At 74.4% G+C, this 16,649-nt stretch carries 14 protein-coding genes; 4 read left to right on the forward strand and 10 right to left on the reverse strand.

What is annotated here, in order from left to right:
• Nucleotides 1–23 precede the first annotated feature (23 nt).
• Nucleotides 24–731, reverse strand: a complete 708-nt coding sequence (locus KDY119_RS14425) for a metal-dependent transcriptional regulator (protein ID WP_036947236.1) — start codon at nucleotides 729–731, stop codon at nucleotides 24–26.
• A 96-nt stretch (nucleotides 732–827) separates the two neighbouring features.
• Between KDY119_RS14425 and serC the strand changes: the two genes are divergently transcribed.
• Complete coding sequence (serC, locus tag KDY119_RS14430; RefSeq protein ID WP_227994364.1) at nucleotides 828–1,961, forward strand: phosphoserine transaminase; 1,134 nt, start codon at nucleotides 828–830, stop codon at nucleotides 1,959–1,961.
• Nucleotides 1,962–1,964: 3 nt separating this feature from the next.
• Here serC and KDY119_RS14435 read toward each other — a convergent pair whose 3' ends face one another.
• The 5 genes from KDY119_RS14435 to KDY119_RS14455 form a co-directional block, all read right to left on the reverse strand.
• Nucleotides 1,965–3,326, reverse strand: coding sequence for an MFS transporter (locus KDY119_RS14435; RefSeq protein WP_036947240.1), 1,362 nt, complete (start codon nucleotides 3,324–3,326; stop codon nucleotides 1,965–1,967).
• On the reverse strand, nucleotides 3,323–3,793 hold the full coding sequence (locus KDY119_RS14440) for a MarR family winged helix-turn-helix transcriptional regulator (protein ID WP_227994365.1): 471 nt from the start codon (nucleotides 3,791–3,793) through the stop codon (nucleotides 3,323–3,325). The genes KDY119_RS14435 and KDY119_RS14440 overlap by 4 nt, the downstream gene beginning before the upstream one ends.
• A gap of 285 nt (nucleotides 3,794–4,078) precedes the next feature.
• Complete coding sequence (gene manA, locus KDY119_RS14445) at nucleotides 4,079–5,305, reverse strand: mannose-6-phosphate isomerase, class I (protein ID WP_036947242.1); 1,227 nt, start codon at nucleotides 5,303–5,305, stop codon at nucleotides 4,079–4,081.
• A gap of 15 nt (nucleotides 5,306–5,320) precedes the next feature.
• Entirely contained in the window at nucleotides 5,321–6,769 is a 1,449-nt protein-coding gene (locus tag KDY119_RS14450; RefSeq protein ID WP_036947244.1) for an NCS2 family permease, read from the reverse strand.
• Nucleotides 6,770–6,841: 72 nt separating this feature from the next.
• On the reverse strand, nucleotides 6,842–8,359 hold the full coding sequence (locus KDY119_RS14455) for a sugar transferase (RefSeq protein WP_227994366.1): 1,518 nt from the start codon (nucleotides 8,357–8,359) through the stop codon (nucleotides 6,842–6,844).
• 265 nt (nucleotides 8,360–8,624) lie between these two features.
• Between KDY119_RS14455 and KDY119_RS14460 the strand changes: the two genes are divergently transcribed.
• On the forward strand, nucleotides 8,625–8,879 hold the full coding sequence (locus KDY119_RS14460; protein ID WP_036947245.1) for a DUF2530 domain-containing protein: 255 nt from the start codon (nucleotides 8,625–8,627) through the stop codon (nucleotides 8,877–8,879).
• A gap of 22 nt (nucleotides 8,880–8,901) precedes the next feature.
• On the opposite strand, the gene KDY119_RS14465 is transcribed toward KDY119_RS14460, so the two are convergent.
• The 4 genes from KDY119_RS14465 to KDY119_RS14480 form a co-directional block, all read right to left on the reverse strand.
• Nucleotides 8,902–12,090, reverse strand: a complete 3,189-nt coding sequence (locus KDY119_RS14465) for a sacsin N-terminal ATP-binding-like domain-containing protein (protein WP_153022463.1) — start codon at nucleotides 12,088–12,090, stop codon at nucleotides 8,902–8,904.
• A complete protein-coding gene (locus KDY119_RS14470) occupies nucleotides 12,087–12,998 on the reverse strand; it encodes a DUF3027 domain-containing protein (RefSeq protein ID WP_083890636.1) in 912 nt (303 codons plus the stop codon). Before KDY119_RS14470 ends, KDY119_RS14465 begins: the two co-directional genes overlap by 4 nt.
• A 1-nt stretch (nucleotide 12,999) precedes the next feature.
• Nucleotides 13,000–13,392, reverse strand: coding sequence for a cold-shock protein (locus KDY119_RS14475; protein ID WP_036947254.1), 393 nt, complete (start codon nucleotides 13,390–13,392; stop codon nucleotides 13,000–13,002).
• 101 nt (nucleotides 13,393–13,493) lie between these two features.
• Nucleotides 13,494–14,876, reverse strand: coding sequence for an FAD-binding oxidoreductase (locus KDY119_RS14480; protein ID WP_153022464.1), 1,383 nt, complete (start codon nucleotides 14,874–14,876; stop codon nucleotides 13,494–13,496).
• A 132-nt stretch (nucleotides 14,877–15,008) separates the two neighbouring features.
• Between KDY119_RS14480 and KDY119_RS14485 the strand changes: the two genes are divergently transcribed.
• Nucleotides 15,009–15,467 carry a MarR family winged helix-turn-helix transcriptional regulator gene (locus KDY119_RS14485; protein ID WP_036947260.1) on the forward strand — a complete coding sequence of 153 codons (459 nt, stop codon included), beginning with the start codon at nucleotides 15,009–15,011 and terminating at the stop codon, nucleotides 15,465–15,467.
• A 31-nt stretch (nucleotides 15,468–15,498) separates the two neighbouring features.
• The gene (locus KDY119_RS14490) at nucleotides 15,499–16,560 is read left to right on the forward strand and encodes a methyltransferase domain-containing protein (RefSeq protein ID WP_036947262.1); all 1,062 of its coding nucleotides are present in this window, start codon (nucleotides 15,499–15,501) and stop codon (nucleotides 16,558–16,560) included.
• Nucleotides 16,561–16,649: the final 89 nt, after the last annotated feature.

Consider the following 16,649-nt stretch of genomic DNA (forward strand, 5'->3'; position numbering starts at 1 on the left):
CCAGCGCGAGGCCCGGAAGCGGCTCAGCGTGCGGCCACGAAGACGTGCCGCGAGACCTCGTCGGCGAGCGCCAGGGGCTTCTCCGCATCGCCTCCACGGACGGACAGCATGCCGCCGTCCCACTGGGCCTCGACCGACTGCCCCGGCAGGATCCCGGCCTCCGCGAGGCGGGCCAGGAGCTCGACGTCGGGCTGCAGCGGCTCACCGAGCCGCCGGACGTCCGCCCGGACCACCTCGGCCGTGCCCTGGGCCGGCCGAGCGACGTCGAGCAGCGGGACGACACCCTCCAGGAAGTCCTCGTGCGTCGGCTCCTCCCCCAGCTCCGACAGGCCGGGGATCGGGTTGCCGTACGGCGAGAAGTGCGGGTGCCCGAGCAGCTCCGCCAGACGCTTCTCCACGCGGTCGCTCATGACGTGCTCCCACCGGCACGCCTCCTCGTGGACGTACTCCCAGTCGAGCCCGACGACGTCGGTGAGCAGGCGCTCCGCGAGGCGGTGCTTGCGCATGACGCGCATCGCCTTGTTGTGCCCCTGCTCGGTCAGCTCGAGGTGACGGTCGCCGGTCACGACGACGAGGCCGTCGCGCTCCATGCGGGCGACGGTCTGCGAGACCGTCGGGCCGGAGTGTCCCAGCCGCTCCGCGATCCGGGCACGCAGCGGGACGATCCCCTCCTCGACGAGCTCGTAGATCGTCTTGAGGTACATCTCGGTGGTGTCGATGAGATCGCTCACTGCAGCTCCCTGAAGCGTTGGTGGGTCTCAGTCTAGGGCGGCCCACCCACCGGAATCGGGTACGGCCGCCGGGCGCCGCTCCCCTACCCTGAGCACGTGGCCACGACTCCCGCCGACATCCGCATCCCCACCGACCTCCTGCCCGGCGACGGCCGCTTCGGCGCCGGTCCGAGCAAGGTGCGCGACGCGCAGGTGAGCGCGCTCGCGGCGGCCGGCCGGTCCCCGCTCGGGACGTCCCACCGCCAGGAGCCGGTGCGTGCGCTCGTCCGCCGGATCCGCACCGGCCTGGCCGAGCTCTTCGCGCTCCCCGAGGGCTACGAGGTCGCGCTCGGCAACGGCGGCTCGACGGCGTTCTGGGACGTCGCGACGTTCTGCCTCGTCCGGGAGAGGGCGCAGCACGCGGCCTTCGGCGAGTTCGGCGCCAAGTTCGCGAAGGCGACGTCGCGCGCGCCCTTCCTCGCGCCGTCGAGCGTGGTGGAGGCGCCCGCGGGCACCGTCGCCCACTGCCGCGCCGAGGAGGGCGTGGACGTGTACGCGTGGCCCCACAACGAGACCTCGACGGGTGCCGCGTGCCCGGTCGAGCGCGTGGCCGGCTCGCGCGAGGCGGGCGCGCTCACCGTGATCGACGGGACCTCGGCGGCCGGCGGCCTCGCCGTCGACGTCGCGCAGAGCGACGCCTACTACTTCGCGCCCCAGAAGTCGTTCGGGTCCGACGGCGGCCTCTGGCTCGCGCTCCTGTCGCCCGACGCGGTCGCGCGCGCCGCGGAGCTCGAGGCCGAGCGCTGGGTGCCGGAGTTCCTCTCGCTCACGACGGCGCTCACGAACTCGCGCCAGGACCAGACCCTCAACACCCCGGCCATCGCGACCCTGCTGTTGATGGCGGAACAGCTCGACTGGATGCTCGAGCAGGGCGGTCTGGCGTGGACGACGGCGCGCACCGCCGCGTCCGCAGCCCACCTCTACGGCTGGGCCGGGTCGCGGCCGTGGGCGACGCCCTTCGTGACGGACCCGGCGGAGCGCTCGGACGTCGTCGGGACGATCGATCTCGACGACGCCCTGCCCGCCGGCGAGGTGCTCGCAGCCCTGCGGGCCAACGGGGTCGTGGACGCCTTCGCGTACCGCAAGCTCGGTCGCAACCAGCTCCGCGTCGCGATGTTCCCCGCGATCGACCCCGAGGACGTCGCGGCGTTCACCGCGTGCGTCGACTTCGTGGTCGAGCGGCTGGGCTGAGCGTCAGGCGGCGTTGGTCCGCGCCTGCGTGTCCTGTTCACCGAGCTCCCGCTCGGCCTCGGCCAGCGCCACCCGGGCGGCCGGGACGGGCACCGCCGCGCCGTCGTCGGCGTCGAGGTAGCGCACCACCAGGTGCGGGCGGGTCACGACGCGGTAGCGCACCTGCACGTGCCAGTGGCGCAGCACCCAGATCCCCGCTCCCACGGACACCAGCAGCGCCGTCACCGACCCGATGCCGATCGACCAGCGCGCCCCGAACTGCTCGCCGATCCAGCCGACGATCGGCGACCCGATGGGCGTCGCGCCCTGGAAGACCATCATGTAGAGCGACATGACGCGGCCGCGCATCTCGGGCTCGGTCGACATCTGGATGGTCGCGTTGGCCGCCGTCATCATCGTCAGGCTCGCGAGCCCCACCGGGATGCAGAGCACCGCGAAGCTCGCGTAGGTCGGCGCGAGAGCGAGGGCCGCCGTCGCCAGCCCGAACCCGAAGGCGGCGCCGACGACGAGCCGGACCCGCGGACGCTCACGCCGGGCCGCGAGGAGCGCCCCCGCGAGCGAGCCGATCGCGAGGATCGAGCCGAGGATGCCGTACTCCCCTGCACCCTTGTCGAAGACGGTGCGCGCCATGGTCGCCGAGGTGAGCTGGAAGTTCAGCCCGAACATCGACACCACGCCGACGACGATCATGATCACGACGATGTCGGTCCGCTTCCGCACGTAGCGGATGCCCTCACGGACCTGCCCCTTGCGGCGCTTCGCCACCGGCATGCTCCGCAGCTCGCGGGTGCGCATCTGCGTGAGCGCGAGGATCGTCGCCGCGAACGAGATGCCGTTGATGACGAACACCCAGCCCGGGCCGACCGCCGCGATCAGCAGGCCGCCCACGCCCGGACCGATCAGGCGGGCCGCGTTGAAGGACGCGCTGTTGAGGCCCACCGCGTTGGACAGCTTGTCGGTGGGGACGAGCTGCGCGACGAACGTCTGGCGCACCGGCGCGTCGATCGTCGCGACCACGCCGAGCGCGAACGCGAACGCGTACACGTGCCACAGCTCGACGGTGCCGGTCAGCACGAGCGCACCCAGCCCGAACGCCAGGAGCCCCTGCGACGCCTGCGTGACGCCGAGGAGGCGGCGGCGGTCGAACCGGTCGGCCAGCAGCCCACCCAGGGGCGCGAACAGCAGGAACGGCAGGAACTGGAGCGCCGTCACGACGCCGACGGCGAAGCTCGAGTTGTGCGAGAGGACCGTGAGGACCAGCCAGTCCTGGGCGACACGCTGCATCCACGTGCCCACGTTGGCGACGAGCGCGCCCGAGAACCAGAGCCGGTAGTTGAAGTAGCGCAGCGAGGAGAAGGTGCTCACCGAGCGGCCACCTCCAGGAGGATCTCGGCGGCCTGGTGGAGCGTCTCGCGCTGCGCGGGGGTGAGCTCGTCGAGCTGGACGGCGAGCCACTTGTCGCGGCGCCGGCGCGTCTCGACGATCTCGCGGTGCCCCTCGTCGGTGAGCTCGACGACGACCTGGCGGCCGTCGTCAGGGTTGCCGCTCTTGCGGACGAACCCGCGCTCGACGAGCGCGTTCACGGTGCGCGTCATCGACGGCGGCTTGACGCGCTCGTGGTCGGCGAGGGCGCCCGGCGTCATCGCACCGTGCTTGCAGAGGGTGGTGAGGACGGCGTGCTGGCCCTCGGTGATGTCGGCGGTCGCGCGCTGCTGCTTGAGCCGCCGGGTCACGCGAAAAAGAGCCACGCGCAGCTCGGCTGCGGGGCTCTCGGGGAGGGTCTGCGTCGTCGCCGTCGCGGCGGTCGAGGCATCGGGTTCAGGTTCGGGCACGCTCGTTACCCTACGCTCATTACCCATGCTAATCAAATCGTTCCGACCCCGCTTCGACGGTGAGCCAGTCCGGAGGGCAGCGTGGAGCACGATGGCGCCGACCATGCGAACCGCCCCCTTCTCGACGCCGAGAAGGGGCGCAGGCGCATGGTCGGCGCGAAGGGCGGTGAACGACCGCATGCTCGCCGAAGTAGACCGGCGGCCGTACTACCTCGCGAGGTAGTACGGCGGCCGTACTACTTCGGCGAGACGTGATGACGGCGCAGGGGCGGTCAGAGACAGCGGTCAGGGGACGTAGGCGACCGTGACGCGGCCCTCGCCGCTCACGCTCAGCGCACCCGCGGCGTCGGGCACGAACACCGACTCCCCGGCCGCGAGCGTGCACGTCTCCCCCGCGGCGTCGGCACGCAGCCGCAGCACCCCACCGAGCACCAGCACGACGCGCGGGCCTGCACCGGGGAGGGCGAGCTCCCCGTCGACGGGGAGCACGTCCCCGACGACGAGCCCGAACTCGCGGATCGGCACCCGGTAGGTGGTCAGGCCGCGCGCGAGGAGCGACGTGACGGGCCGCGGCGGCGGCGCGGGGACGAAGTCGGAGCACTCGAGGAGCGCGTCGACGTCGACGCGCTTGTGGGTGAGCCCGGCGCGGAGCACGTTGTCGGAGGACGCCATGATCTCGACGCCCGCACCGCGGACGTAGGCGTGCACCTGCCCGGGCGCGAGGAAGACGGCCTCGCCGGGTTCGAGCGCGAAGACGTTGAGCAGGTAGGACGCCAGGACGCCCGGGTCGCCGGGGTACTGCTCGCCGAGTCGGAGCGCGACGGCGTCGGCGCGACCGCGCACGGCCGTCCCCCCGTCCCCGGCCCGGGTCCGGACGGAGGCGAGCGTGTGCTCGAGGTCGTCGGCGACGTCGTCGGACGCGCGGGCGTGGACGGCGAGCTCGAACGCCCGGCGCACGGCGTCGGCGCTGCGCCCGTGACCGTGGCCGAGGGCGTCCCGCATGCGCCCGACGAGCACCCCGTCGAGGCCGTCGAGCAGCCCGAGCGACTGGCGCGGGCGCCGGAACCCGGCGAGGCCCTCGAACGGGGTGAGCGCGACGATCATCTCGGGCTTGTGCTGGTCGTCGCGAAAGGAGCGCTCGGGTGCGCCGAGGGGCACGCCCGCGGCGTTCTCGCGGTTGAACCCGGCGCGGGCGAGGTGCGGGCGCGGGTGGACCTGCAGCGAGAGCGCGCGCTCGGCGGCGAGCACCTTGAGCAGGTAGGGCAGACGGGGGCCGTACGTGTCCTGGACGCGGCGCCCGAGGGTCGCCACGGGGTCGTCGCGCACGAGGTCGACGAGGCTGGTCGCGGTGCCGTCGTGCAGGGTGCGCGACGGGGCCACGGGGTGCGCACCCAGCCAGAGCTCGGCGGCGGGCGCGCCGTCGACGTCCAGGCCGAGGAGCTGCTGGATGACGTGCGTCGAACCCCAGTCGTAGGGCTGGACGGTGTTCTGGAGCGGGTAGAAGCCGTGCATCGTCGCGCGCCCGCCTCAGGCGTTCAGCAGCTCCCGGATCGGGCCGAGCGCGAAGTACACGACGAACGCGGCGGCGGCGATCCACATGAGCGGGTGGACCTTGCGCGCCTTGCCGACGGCGATCTGCAGGACCACGTAGGCCACGAACCCGGCGCCCATGCCGGTGGTGATCGAGTACGTGAACGGCATGAGGACGATCGTGAGGAACGCGGGGATCGCGACCTCCCAGTGCTTCCAGTCGATGCCCGAGACCTGGGTCATCATGAGGAAGCCGACGACGACGAGCGCCGGGGTCGCGGCCTCGTAGGGCACCATCGCGACGAGCGGCGACAGGAACGTGGCGAGCAGGAACGCGACGCCGGTCGTGATGCTCGCGAGGCCGGTGCGGGCGCCGTCGCCGACACCCGTCGTCGACTCGACGTACGCGGTGTTCGAGGACACCGACCCGACGCCGCCCGCGACCGCGGCGACGGAGTCGACGACGAGGATCTTCTTGGTGCCGATCGGGTCGCCCTGGGCGTCGAGGAGCTTCGCCTCGGACCCGACGGCCACCATGGTGCCCATCGTGTCGAAGAAGTCCGCGAGGACGAGCGAGAACACCAGCAGGACGACGGTGAGGATGCCCAGCTCGCGGAACCCGCCGGTGAGCGAGAAGTGGCCGACGATCGAGAAGTCAGGCAGGTCGACGACCTTGTGGGGCCACTCGGGGACGTCGAGGGACCAGCCTCGCGGGTTCTTGTCGCTCTGCGCGCCGATCGCGAACGCGGCCTGGAGGATCGCCGCGGCGACCGTCATCACGATGATCGAGATGAGGATCGCGCCACGCACCTTGCGGACCATGAGCACGAGCGTGAGCAGCAGCCCGACGACGAACACCAGCAGCGGCCAGCCGGCGAGGGACCCGTTGATGCCGAGCTGGAGCGGGGTGCCGTCGCCCGGCCGGACGAACCCGGAGTCGAAGAACCCGAGGAGCGCGATGAACAGGCCGATGCCGACGCTGATCGCGACCTTGAGCTCGCGCGGGACCGCCCGGAACATCGCCGTCCGGAACCCGGTGAGCACCAGGACGAGCATGACGATGCCCTCGAGGACCACGAGGCCCATCGCGTCGGCCCACGTCATCCCCGGCTGCGCCGCGATGGAGAACGCGACGACCGCGTTGAGGCCGAGGCCCGTGGCGATCGAGAGCGGGAAGTTCGCGACCGCGCCCATGAGGATCGACATGACGCCCGCGACGAGCGCCGTGGTCGCGGCGATGGTCGCGCGGCCGTCGGCGCCGCCGAGCAGCGCGCCGGTGCCGTCCTTCCCACCGAGGATCAGGGGGTTCAGCGCGATGATGTAGCACATCGAGAAGAAGGTGACGAGGCCACCCCGGATCTCGGTGCCGACCGTCGAGCCTCGCTCGCTGATCTTGAAGAACCGGTCGACGGCGGAGCGCTGCGCGGTGGGGGCGGCGGACGTCATGGGAGCATCGTGCCAGATTCCGGGGGCCGCGCTGCGCCGTCGGGCGGAACGAGGCAGGACACGCTCAGGGCGTCAGAACGCCCCGTCGCTGCGCAGGACGGCCTTCGCGGTGCGCGCGAGGATCACGAGGTCGCCGAACAGGGTCCAGTTCTCGACGTAGTAGACGTCGAGACGCACGCTCTGCTCCCACGACAGGTCCGACCGTCCGCTGGTCTGCCACAGCCCCGTCATGCCCGGCTTGACGAGGAGGCGGCGGCGCACGTCGTTCTCGTAGGCGGAGACCTCGCCGGGCAGCGGGGGCCGCGGGCCCACGAGGCTCATGTCGCCGCGGAGCACGTTGAGGAGCTGGGGCAGCTCGTCGATCGAGTACCGGCGCAGGACGCGCCCGACCCGCGTGACGCGGGGGTCGTCGCGGATCTTGAAGAGCGGGCCCGCGGCCTCGTTGAGGTCGGCGAGCGCGTCGACCTCCTTCTCCGCCCCCTCACGCATCGACCGGAACTTGTACATCGGGAAGAGCGTCCCGTTGCGGCCCACGCGCTGCTGCGAGAAGAACACCTTTCCCCGGCTCGTCGCCTTCACGGCGATCGCGACCACGACCAGGACCGGGCTCAGCAGCAGCGTGAGCACGAACGCGCCGAACCAGTCCGTGAGCGCCTTGAGCCAGTACCGGCCGCCCGTGAACCGGGGTGCCTCGACGTGCACCAGGGCCGCGTTCTCCGCGGGGGTGATGGTGATGCGGGGTCCGGCGACGTCGGCGAGCGCCGCGGTGAGCATGAGGTCGACGCCGGACGGCTCGAGCTCCCAGCCCAGCCGCCGGACGACGTCCTTGGTGAGCGCGCCCGAGCCCGTCACGGCGACGGTGTCGACGCCGATGGCGCCCGCGATGTCCGCGGCACCGAAGACGTCGCCGAGGACCGGGACGCCCTGGACGTCGGGGCCGTCGGTGAGCTCGGCGACGGGGACGCATGCGCCGACGACCCGGTAGCCCGAGTCGCGCCGGTTGTTGAGGTCGGAGACGAGGTCCTCGACGTGCGACCGGTGCCCGATCGCGAGGACGGTCGAGACGCACAGGCCCTCGTCGCGGCGCCGGTGCAGCCACTGCCGCCAGCCGTACCGTCCGAGGAGGAGCGTGGCCAGCCCGAGGGGCGCGGCGACCGCGATGTAGCCGCGCGCGCCGTACTCGCGCGCGACGAACGCGACGATCGCGAGCGCGGCGAACATGCGCCAGGTCGCGCCGAAGACGCGCTGGTACTCGGCCGACCCGGCGCCGAGCACCTTGATGTCGCGTGACTTCGTGTACGCGAGGAAGCCGAACCAGCACAGGGCGATCACGGCGGCGCTCAGCGGGTCGTGCCAGGTGACGCCGGTGTCCGGCCTGCCCGCGACGATGCCGCGCCAGTGGGCGACGTAGCCGACGACGACGGACAGCAGGACCGCGGCTGCGTCGGTGAGCAGCAGCCGGCGCCGGTAGGCGGCGTACCACCGTGACCGGTCGACGTCCGCGCGAGCGGCCCGGACCCGGGCTCGGCGGCGTGCCTCCGCAGCCCGGGGGGAGGTTCCCCGGAAGCGGTCGGCGACGATCCCCGCCACGTTGTTCCTTCCGCTTGCGCGAGTCGTTGTTGCGGCCCCGTTCCGGGGTCCGTGACCGCCTTCGGGCCCGTGCCGCCCGTGCTGCGGGCGGTGGTCGGACCGGGAGAAGGACCTGAGAAGACGTGAGCGAGGATACCGCCCGCGCGATACCTGCCAACGACGTCATACGGCTCTTTCACCCGGATGAACTGGACGAGTGTCCAAGTTGTGTCGTCGGGCGCCTTTCGCAGGCCGCGCAACCCGCCCTCTGGACTACCCTCGAGCCGTGCCCTCCCTGAAGGACGTCGTCCTCCACCCCGACCGTCGACGGGCCGAGGTCCCCGCCGAGCGGGTCGACCTCCGCCCCCCGATCTGGCTCGGGATCGCGGCCTGGGCGGTCGCTCTCGTCGTCGCGATCGTGCTCGAGGCGACGAGCACCGTGACCGGCGGACGGTTCGTCGCGATCGCGTGCGCCGGGCTCGCCCTCGGCGGTGTCGGCCTGTGGTGGGAGCACCGCAACCGCACCCGCTACCAGGGCTGACCGCGCCGCCGTCGTCGGGCGGTCAGTCCCAGGCGGTCTCGGCGACGAGGGCGTCGGCTGCGGACGGGTCCGCGAGCGCCGCCGCGAGCGCATGGCGCATCGACCAGTCCCCCGCGGCGAGCGCGAGGCCGCGCGCCAGCCCGTCGGTCGTCGTCGCGTGCACGACGACGGCCCCCGGCTCCTCCTGCCCGGCCACCTGGCGCGTCACCCACCACGTGACCGGGTGGCCCGCGACGGCGAGGCGGTGGTGCCGCTGCGCGACGACCGGCACGCCGGGCACGAGGGCGAGGACGCCCGGGGAGAGCTCCCAGCGCCCGGCGTCACCGTCGACGTCGGGTGGGACGTCGTCGGCCTGCACGTCGAGGTCGAGCGCGTCGGCGACGGCGTCGACCTCGTCCGGCGACGCGGGCACGACGGGCCCCAGCACCGCGGCGTGCGGCCCGGACGCCACCCGCGCGTCCGCGGCGTCGACGACACGTGCACGGGACCGGCCGTCGTCGTCGAGCACGAGCGCGAGGACCCGGTCGGGGGGCGGGTCCCAGACCGCACCGCGCCCGGCGGCGGCACGCAGCGCCCGCCACAGGGCCGCGGCGTCCGCGAGCGCCGCGTCGTCGCCCACGCCCGGGTCGGCGACGCGGTCGAGGACGTCGCCGAGCGCGTCGTCGTCGAGCGCGTCGAGGCCCCGCACCGCCCCCAGCGCCTCCGCGACCCGCGGGTCCGTGAGCAGGTCGGCCAGCCCGACGGCGTCGGGCGCGGTCTCGTCGAGGCCGGGCACGAACGGCACGTGCGGCCCCCGGTCACCGGCCGGGAGCGTGAACGGGGCACCGAGCCTCGCACGCACCCACCCGGACAGGTGCGACGCCTCGCCCAGGGGCCGCGCGAGGAGGGCCGCGCGCAGGCGCGGCTCGGCCAGCACGTGCCGGACGACCTCGGCGGTCGCGTCGTCGGGGACCGCGTCGAGCGGCACGACGACGTCCAGCTCGTCCACGAGCGTGCCGCCGCCGACGCGGTCCGCGAGCGCCTCGAGGTGGTCGAGGACGTCGTCGCCGAGGAGGTCGTCGAGGTCGTCGGGCAGGGTCGCGTCCTCACCCGGCCCGGGCAGGACGACGTCGCGCAGCGTCACCACGTCGAGGTCGGTGTGCGCGCCGAGAGCGGCTGCGGCGTCGAGCAGAGCGGCAGGGTCGGTGCCGGGCGGGAGGGCGTCGACGTCGAGGAGGTCGAGGTCGAGCACGTCCGCGGCCCAGGTTCCGGGGACGGCGAGGTCGGCGGCGGCCTGCGGCGCGACGGGTTCCCCGGTCTCGCCGTCGCGGGCGGGCAGGAGGACGGCCCCTGCCGCACGCGGGAGCGTGACCGACGGGTGGGCTCGCCGGATCGCGGCGACGAGCACGAGCACCCGGGCCGCGTCGTCCGGCGCGTCCTGCTCGGCCGTGTCGTCGGCCGCCCGCGACAGCGCTGCGCGGACGGCGGGGAGGTCGAGCACGGCCGGGTCGTCGGGGGCGAGCGCGCCGAGCTCGTGGAGCACGGGGTGCGCGGCGTCGGGATGGGCCACGGGCACGCCCCAGGCGCGGAAGACGTCGAGGACGGCGTCGGGGACGTCGCCCACGACGACGCCGCGCGCGCCCCGCACCGTGACGGCCACGACGGCCGGACGTCCGGGAGCGTCCGCGGCCGGGACGACGGGCACCGGCAGGGACGCGAGGGCCTCACGCACGTCCGGGTCCGACGCGTAGGGAGCGAGGGCCGCGAGCGCGCGACCCCAGCCGCCGGGCGGCAGGCCGGGAGCAAGGTCCTCGACGACGTCCGCGAGGGGTCGCACGGACACGCCGAGCAGCCGCGCGGCTCCGCGGGCGGCCGGTGGCAGCGTCGTGAGCCCGTGCAGGGCGGGGCGCAGCGCGGCCACGACGGCGGCGTCGGCGCCGACCGGTCCCTCGATCGCGACGGCCCCGCGCGCGGGCGTGCCGTCGAACAGCGGCGCGTCGCGGAGGGCCGCGACCGCGGCGTCCTGCACGACCGCGTCGACCCACCCCGCGGGCACGCCCCGGGGCACGAGCGCGAGCGCCGCGTCGGGGTGCTCGCGCGCGACCTCGGCGACGGTGCGAGCGAACAGCTCGCCCGCCTCCCGGGCGACGTGCTCGGCGAGCGGCCCCTCGACCACGTGCCGGCGGGTGGCGTCGAGCGGGAGGGTCGCGACGAGCACGCCGGGCAGCGTGGTGCGGTCCGCGGTGGGCGTGGGCGCGTGCACGACACCGGTACCCGTCGTGCCCGGCGCGTCGGCTCGCCCGCCGCTCGCCACGGGCAGCGCCCACGTCACGCTCCAGCCGGTGCGGTCGCGCTCCTCCACCGGACGGTCGGCGAGCAGCTGCGCCGGGACGGCGCCGTGCGCCGTGGCGACCCGCCAGCCCCGCTCCGGCGAGAACGCATCCCGGCCGAGCGTCCGCACCTCGCCGCCCGTCTCGACCCGCACGACGTCGAGCGCGCCGAGCGCGAGCAGGAGCGCGTCGTCGAGGTCGTCGAGCTGGCGGCGCACTGCGGCTACGGCCTCGTCGTCGCGCAGCGCGAGCACGACGGCGGTCGTCCGGCCGGGCGACGGGAGCTCGACGGCGCCGACCTGCGCGGCGACGTGGTCCGCGGCGTCGGGGGCGGGGAGGAAGGGCAGGCGCAGGACCGGGAGCGCGTCGCCACGGTCGGGCAGCCGGTCCGCGAGCCCCTGCTCCGCGAGGACGTGACGCGTCCGGGCGAGGGAGAACGCAACGCCGCGCGTGTCGCCGTCGGGGGCGCGCGTGACGACGGTGACCTCGTCGGCCACGGACCGGACCGCCGCGAAGCCGACCCCGAACCGTCCGACGACGGCACCGCCCGGAGCGCCGCCCGGGCCGGCCTTGGTGGAGGCACGCAGGGACGCGAGCGACGCCACGCCGTCGGCGGTCAGGGGCGCGCCCGTGTTCTCCGCGACGAGATACCCGGCGGGCTCGTCCGCGCCGGCGGGCTCGACGAGCCGCAGCGTCAGCTCCCCCGGCCCCCCGCCCGCCGCGGCCGCGTCGGCGGCGTTCTGCGCGAGCTCGACGACCACGCGGTCGCGGTACCAGCCGCGGGCGTGGTCCTCCTCGAGGTTCGCGTCCTCACGCAGACGCGTCGGCGAGGACTGCCAGGCCCGGACGGCAGCATCCCGCAGGGCCGCGGTGCCGAACGGGTCGGCGGGGGCGTCGCTCACGGCGCGGGCGTGGTCTCCTCGGACGACGGCGCCTCGTCGGACGACGGCGCCTCGTCGGTGGCCTGCGGCTCAGGTGCCGGCGCCTCGGGTGCCGGCGCCTCGGGGGCGCGCTCGACCTCGATGCGGAGCTCGTCGATCAGGGGGTCCGGGGCGGGCCAGTCGCTCGCGTGCTGCGGGACGTCGGTCTCGGAGTGCGCGCCGCAGCCGTGGTCGAGGCTCACGACCTTGCCGTCGTCGGGCGACCAGGCGTTCGCGCACACCCCGAAGAGCTGACCGAGCGAGCCCTGCAGCGGCACGAGGAACCCGCACGTCGAGCACTCGGCGTCCGCCGCGACCGCTCCGGGCGCCGTCGGGCCGCGCGTGCCGCGGTACCAACGCTCCGCGGCCTCGTCCCGGCCCTGCGGACCGAGGACCCGCACGCGCGCGAGAGCGAGCTCCTCGATCGCGACCCTGTCTTCCTCGTCGTCTCCCGACGGTACGTACCCGGCGACGAGCCGCGGGTCGTCGGCCAGGAACGGCAGCACGTCACCCGTGCCGACGTCGCCGGGGCGCAGCCGCTCCGACCAGGGCAGCCACGCGGGAGGCAGGAGCGCGCCGTCGCCGGGCAGGAGGGCGACCTCGCAGACCGTGGCGGTACGGCTGCGCGGGATCCGGGACACGCTCACCGACCAGTGCCAGCCCGCGTAGCCGCGCATCGTGCACGCGAACCGGTGGGTCGCGAGCCGGTCGGCGTCGAGGCTGACCCCGAGGTGCTCGCCGACGTCCGACGCCGACTCCGCGTCCTGCTCGGCGGCCGTACGAGCGAGCTCGACGGCGCCCTCGAGCACGGCGTCGTGGCCGCGCGCCGCGCGGGTCGTCCGCGCCGCACGGGGAGCGCGGGTCGTGGTGGAGCGGGTCGTCGACGCCATGTCAGGCCTCGAGGTCGTCCGCGACGGCCCGAAGGACGGTCGCGACCTTCGTCGCCATGCCCTTCTCGGGGTAGCGGCCGCGGCGAAGACCGTTGCCGACGCCGTCGAGCAGCTTGATGAGGTCCTCGACGATGACCGCCATGTCGTCGGCGGGCTTGCGCTTCTGGATGCGCTGCGCGCGCTCGACCGACGGCGCGGGCTCGAGCAGCCGCACACCCATGGCCTGCGGGCCGCGGCGACCGTCGGCGACGCTGAACTCGACCTTGGCGCCGGGCTTCACGTTCGCGGCGTCGGGCAGCTCGTTGGCGTGCACGAAGACCTCGCCGCCCTCGTCGGACGCGATGAAGCCGAAGCCTTTCGTGGTGTCGAACCACTTGACCTTGCCGGTGGGCACGTAGAACCTCTGCGATGTCGTCGGGAATGCTCAGCGATCCAGCCTACCGGGCCGCGGGCCGCCGGGGCCACGGAGATGCTCGGGGGTCCACCGGCGCCCCGTCATGCCCGGGCGGGCGCCGGCTCCTCGACCGGGAGGACGTTGAGGTTCGAGCGGAACAGGTTGGCCGGGTCGACCTGGCGCTTGACGGCCTGCAGCCGACGGAGCGTCGCGGGCGGGTAGGCGTCGCCGGCCCCCGCACCGGGGTCCGCGACGAAGTTCACGTACGCGGCACCCCCGAGCCCCAGCGCGTCCGCGGTCCGGCCCACCCAGTCGCGGGCCTCGGCGACCCGGCCGCCGTCGGGGCCGAGCGCCCCGACCGTCGCCAGCACCTCCCGGTCGCGGTGCGCGAACGCCGTCGCGTCGCGTGGCACGCGGGCGATCGCACCGCCCATCGGCCGCAGGTTGAGGACCGCGACCGGCGTGGGTGCGGTCCGGACGGCGTCGATCACCTGGGCGGCGACGTCCTCGACGACGGTCTGGACGAAGCCGGTGCGCTGCGCGGGCCACATGCCTGCCTGGCTCGGCGCGAGGCCGAACAGGTCGGGGTACGGCTGCGGTCGGACGAGGTCGACGAGCACCGTGCCGGCGGCGCGCAGCGGCGCGAGGGCGGCGTCCGCGTCCTCTGGCGCGCCCGAGTGGCAGACCAGCGCGACGACGATCGGTGTGCCGTGCCGCTCGGCGGGCAGGAACGGCGCCGGGGGCGCCTTCATGACGTTGACCATGAGCGAGAGCTCGTCGGGGGCCGCGGCCGCAGCGGCGAGGAGCGCGCCGACGGTCCGCGGGTCGGGCGCGAACGCGAGCAGCCCGCCCGTGACGACCGTCATGGGCGTGAGGCGGAGGTCGAGGCGGGTGACGACGCCGAAGTTCCCGCCGCCCCCGCGGAGCGCCCAGAACAGGTCGGGGTTCTCGTCGTCGGAGGCCCGGACGACGGCGCCGTCCGCGAGGACGACCTCCGCACCCAGCACGTTGTCGAGCGTGAGGCCGTCCCGCCGGCTGAGGTAGCCGATGCCGCCGCCGAGCGCGAGCCCTGGGACGCCGACGCTCAGCGTGTCGCCGAACCCGGTCGCGAGGCCGTGCTCGGCCGCCGCGCCCGTGTAGTCCCCCGCCGTCGTGCCCGCCGACGCGATCCCGACGCGTCGCTCCGGGTCGATCTGCACGCCGCCGAGCAACCGGAGGTCGAGCACGAGCCCGCCGGCCACCGTGCCGTACCGCGCGTAGGCGTGGCCGCCGCCGCGGACGGCGAACGGGACGCCCGTGGCCGCGGCCGCCCGCACGACGGCCGACACCTCGCCCACGTCCCGCGGACGCGCCACGAGCGCGGGCTCGGCACCGTCACCCGCGAAGACCACGGGGGCTACGCCGTCGAACCCGGCGTCACCGGGCGCCACGAGGAGCACCGGTTTCCCGCCGAGCGTCTTCCTCACCTCGTCGATCGTCGTCATCGTCCCTGCCTCCTGTGTCACCCCAGGGGCCGGTCGACCCCTCGAGCAACACGTTAGATATCGAATGATTCGATATCAAGCGATTAGATTGCTGAAGATTCGGCTTCCAAGGAACGCGACTAGGCTCGGACCATGAGCTTCGGTGGGAAGAGGGCCCTCGGGATGACGCTCTGGGAGACCACCCAGACCGTGAACAAGGCCTTCGAGCGGCGGCTCGACACGGCCGGCGGCAACCGCGCGGTCTGGTTCATCTTCCTGGCGCTCTCCGACGGCGGGCACGCCACCCAGCGCGACCTCGCGCGCACCGTCGGCATCACCGACGCCACCCTCACCCACCACCTCACGAGCCTCGAGCAGCGCGGGCTCGTCACCCGGACCCGCGACGACCACGACCGCCGCGTCCAGCGCATCGCCTTCACGGCCGAGGGCCGCGCGTCGTTCGAGCGCATGCGCGAGGCCGCGCTCGACTACGACCGTGTCCTCAAGGCCGCGCTGGGCGACGACGTCGACCTCGTCTTCGACGCGCTGCACCGCCTCGCCGCGGCGGCGGAGGAGCCGCCCGGCGGAGGCCGGGGGCGTACCGTGGACTGACTGCCCCGCTTCCGACGCCGGGCCAGACGAGATGAACCAGCCAGCGGACGACTCCCTGACCGCGGCCTTCGCGGACCGCGTGTTCGAACGCGTGCTCGGCGCGATGGAGACGCTCTCGATCTACCTGGGCGACCGGCTCGGGCTCTACCGCGCGCTCGACGCCATGGGTCCCCAGACGGCGGACGAGCTCGCGCGGCAGGCCGGGATCCACCCTCGCTACGCCCGCGAGTGGCTCGAGCAGCAGGCGGTGGCCGGCCTCCTCGCCGTCCGCGACGACGGCCGCTTCGCACTGCCCGACGAGCACGCCGCCGTCCTCACGGCGACCGGCTCCCTGTCTTACACGGCACCGCTCGCGCGGCTCGCGGTCGCCGCGGCGTCCCGCCTGCCCGAGCTCCTCGAGGCCTACCGCTCCGGCGGCGGGGTGCCCTGGGCAGCGTTCGGCTCCGACGCCAGGGACGCTCAGGGCGACGTCAACCGCCCGTGGTTCGAGTCAGCCCTGCACGACGCCCTCAGGTCGGCCCCCGACGTGGACGCGGCCCTCGGCCGTCCGCACGCCCGCATCGCCGACGTCGGCTGCGGGCACGGCTGGTCGACGATCGCGCTCGCGCGCGCCTACCCGGGGGCTCAGGTCGTCGGCCTCGACGTGGACGAACCGTCGCTCGCCGCTGCGGCCGAGCACGCCGGAGGCGCACCGAACGTCTCCTTCCGGCTCGCCGACGCGACGACCCTGGCCGACGCCGGCCCCTTCGACGCGGCCTTCGTCTTCGAGGCCCTGCACGACATGCCGCACCCGGTCGAGGTGCTCACCGCGATGCGCGAGGCGACGGTCGCGGACGGGACGGTCGTGGTCATGGACGAAGCCGTCGCCCCGGACTTCGCGCCGGACGGCGACGAGGTCGAACGGATCATGTACGCGTACAGCGTCTTCATCTGTCTCCCCGACAGCATGTCGACGCCCGGGTCCGCGGCCACGGGCACGGCGATGCGGCCGGCGACCCTCGGACGCTACGCGCGCGACGCCGGGTTCAGCGGCGTCGAGGTGCTGCCGATCGACGGCTTCGCGGACTTCCGGTTCTACCGTCTGCTGCGCTGACGGTCGGGGGTCGCCCTCAGCCCGCGACGACGAGCACCAGCGAGCCTTCGGTGCCCGCGTGGACCGGTTGCCGCCGGGGCAGCCCACCG

This window comes from Luteimicrobium xylanilyticum, assembly GCF_009429125.1.
GTDB classification, from domain to species: domain Bacteria; phylum Actinomycetota; class Actinomycetes; order Actinomycetales; family Cellulomonadaceae; genus Luteimicrobium; species Luteimicrobium xylanilyticum.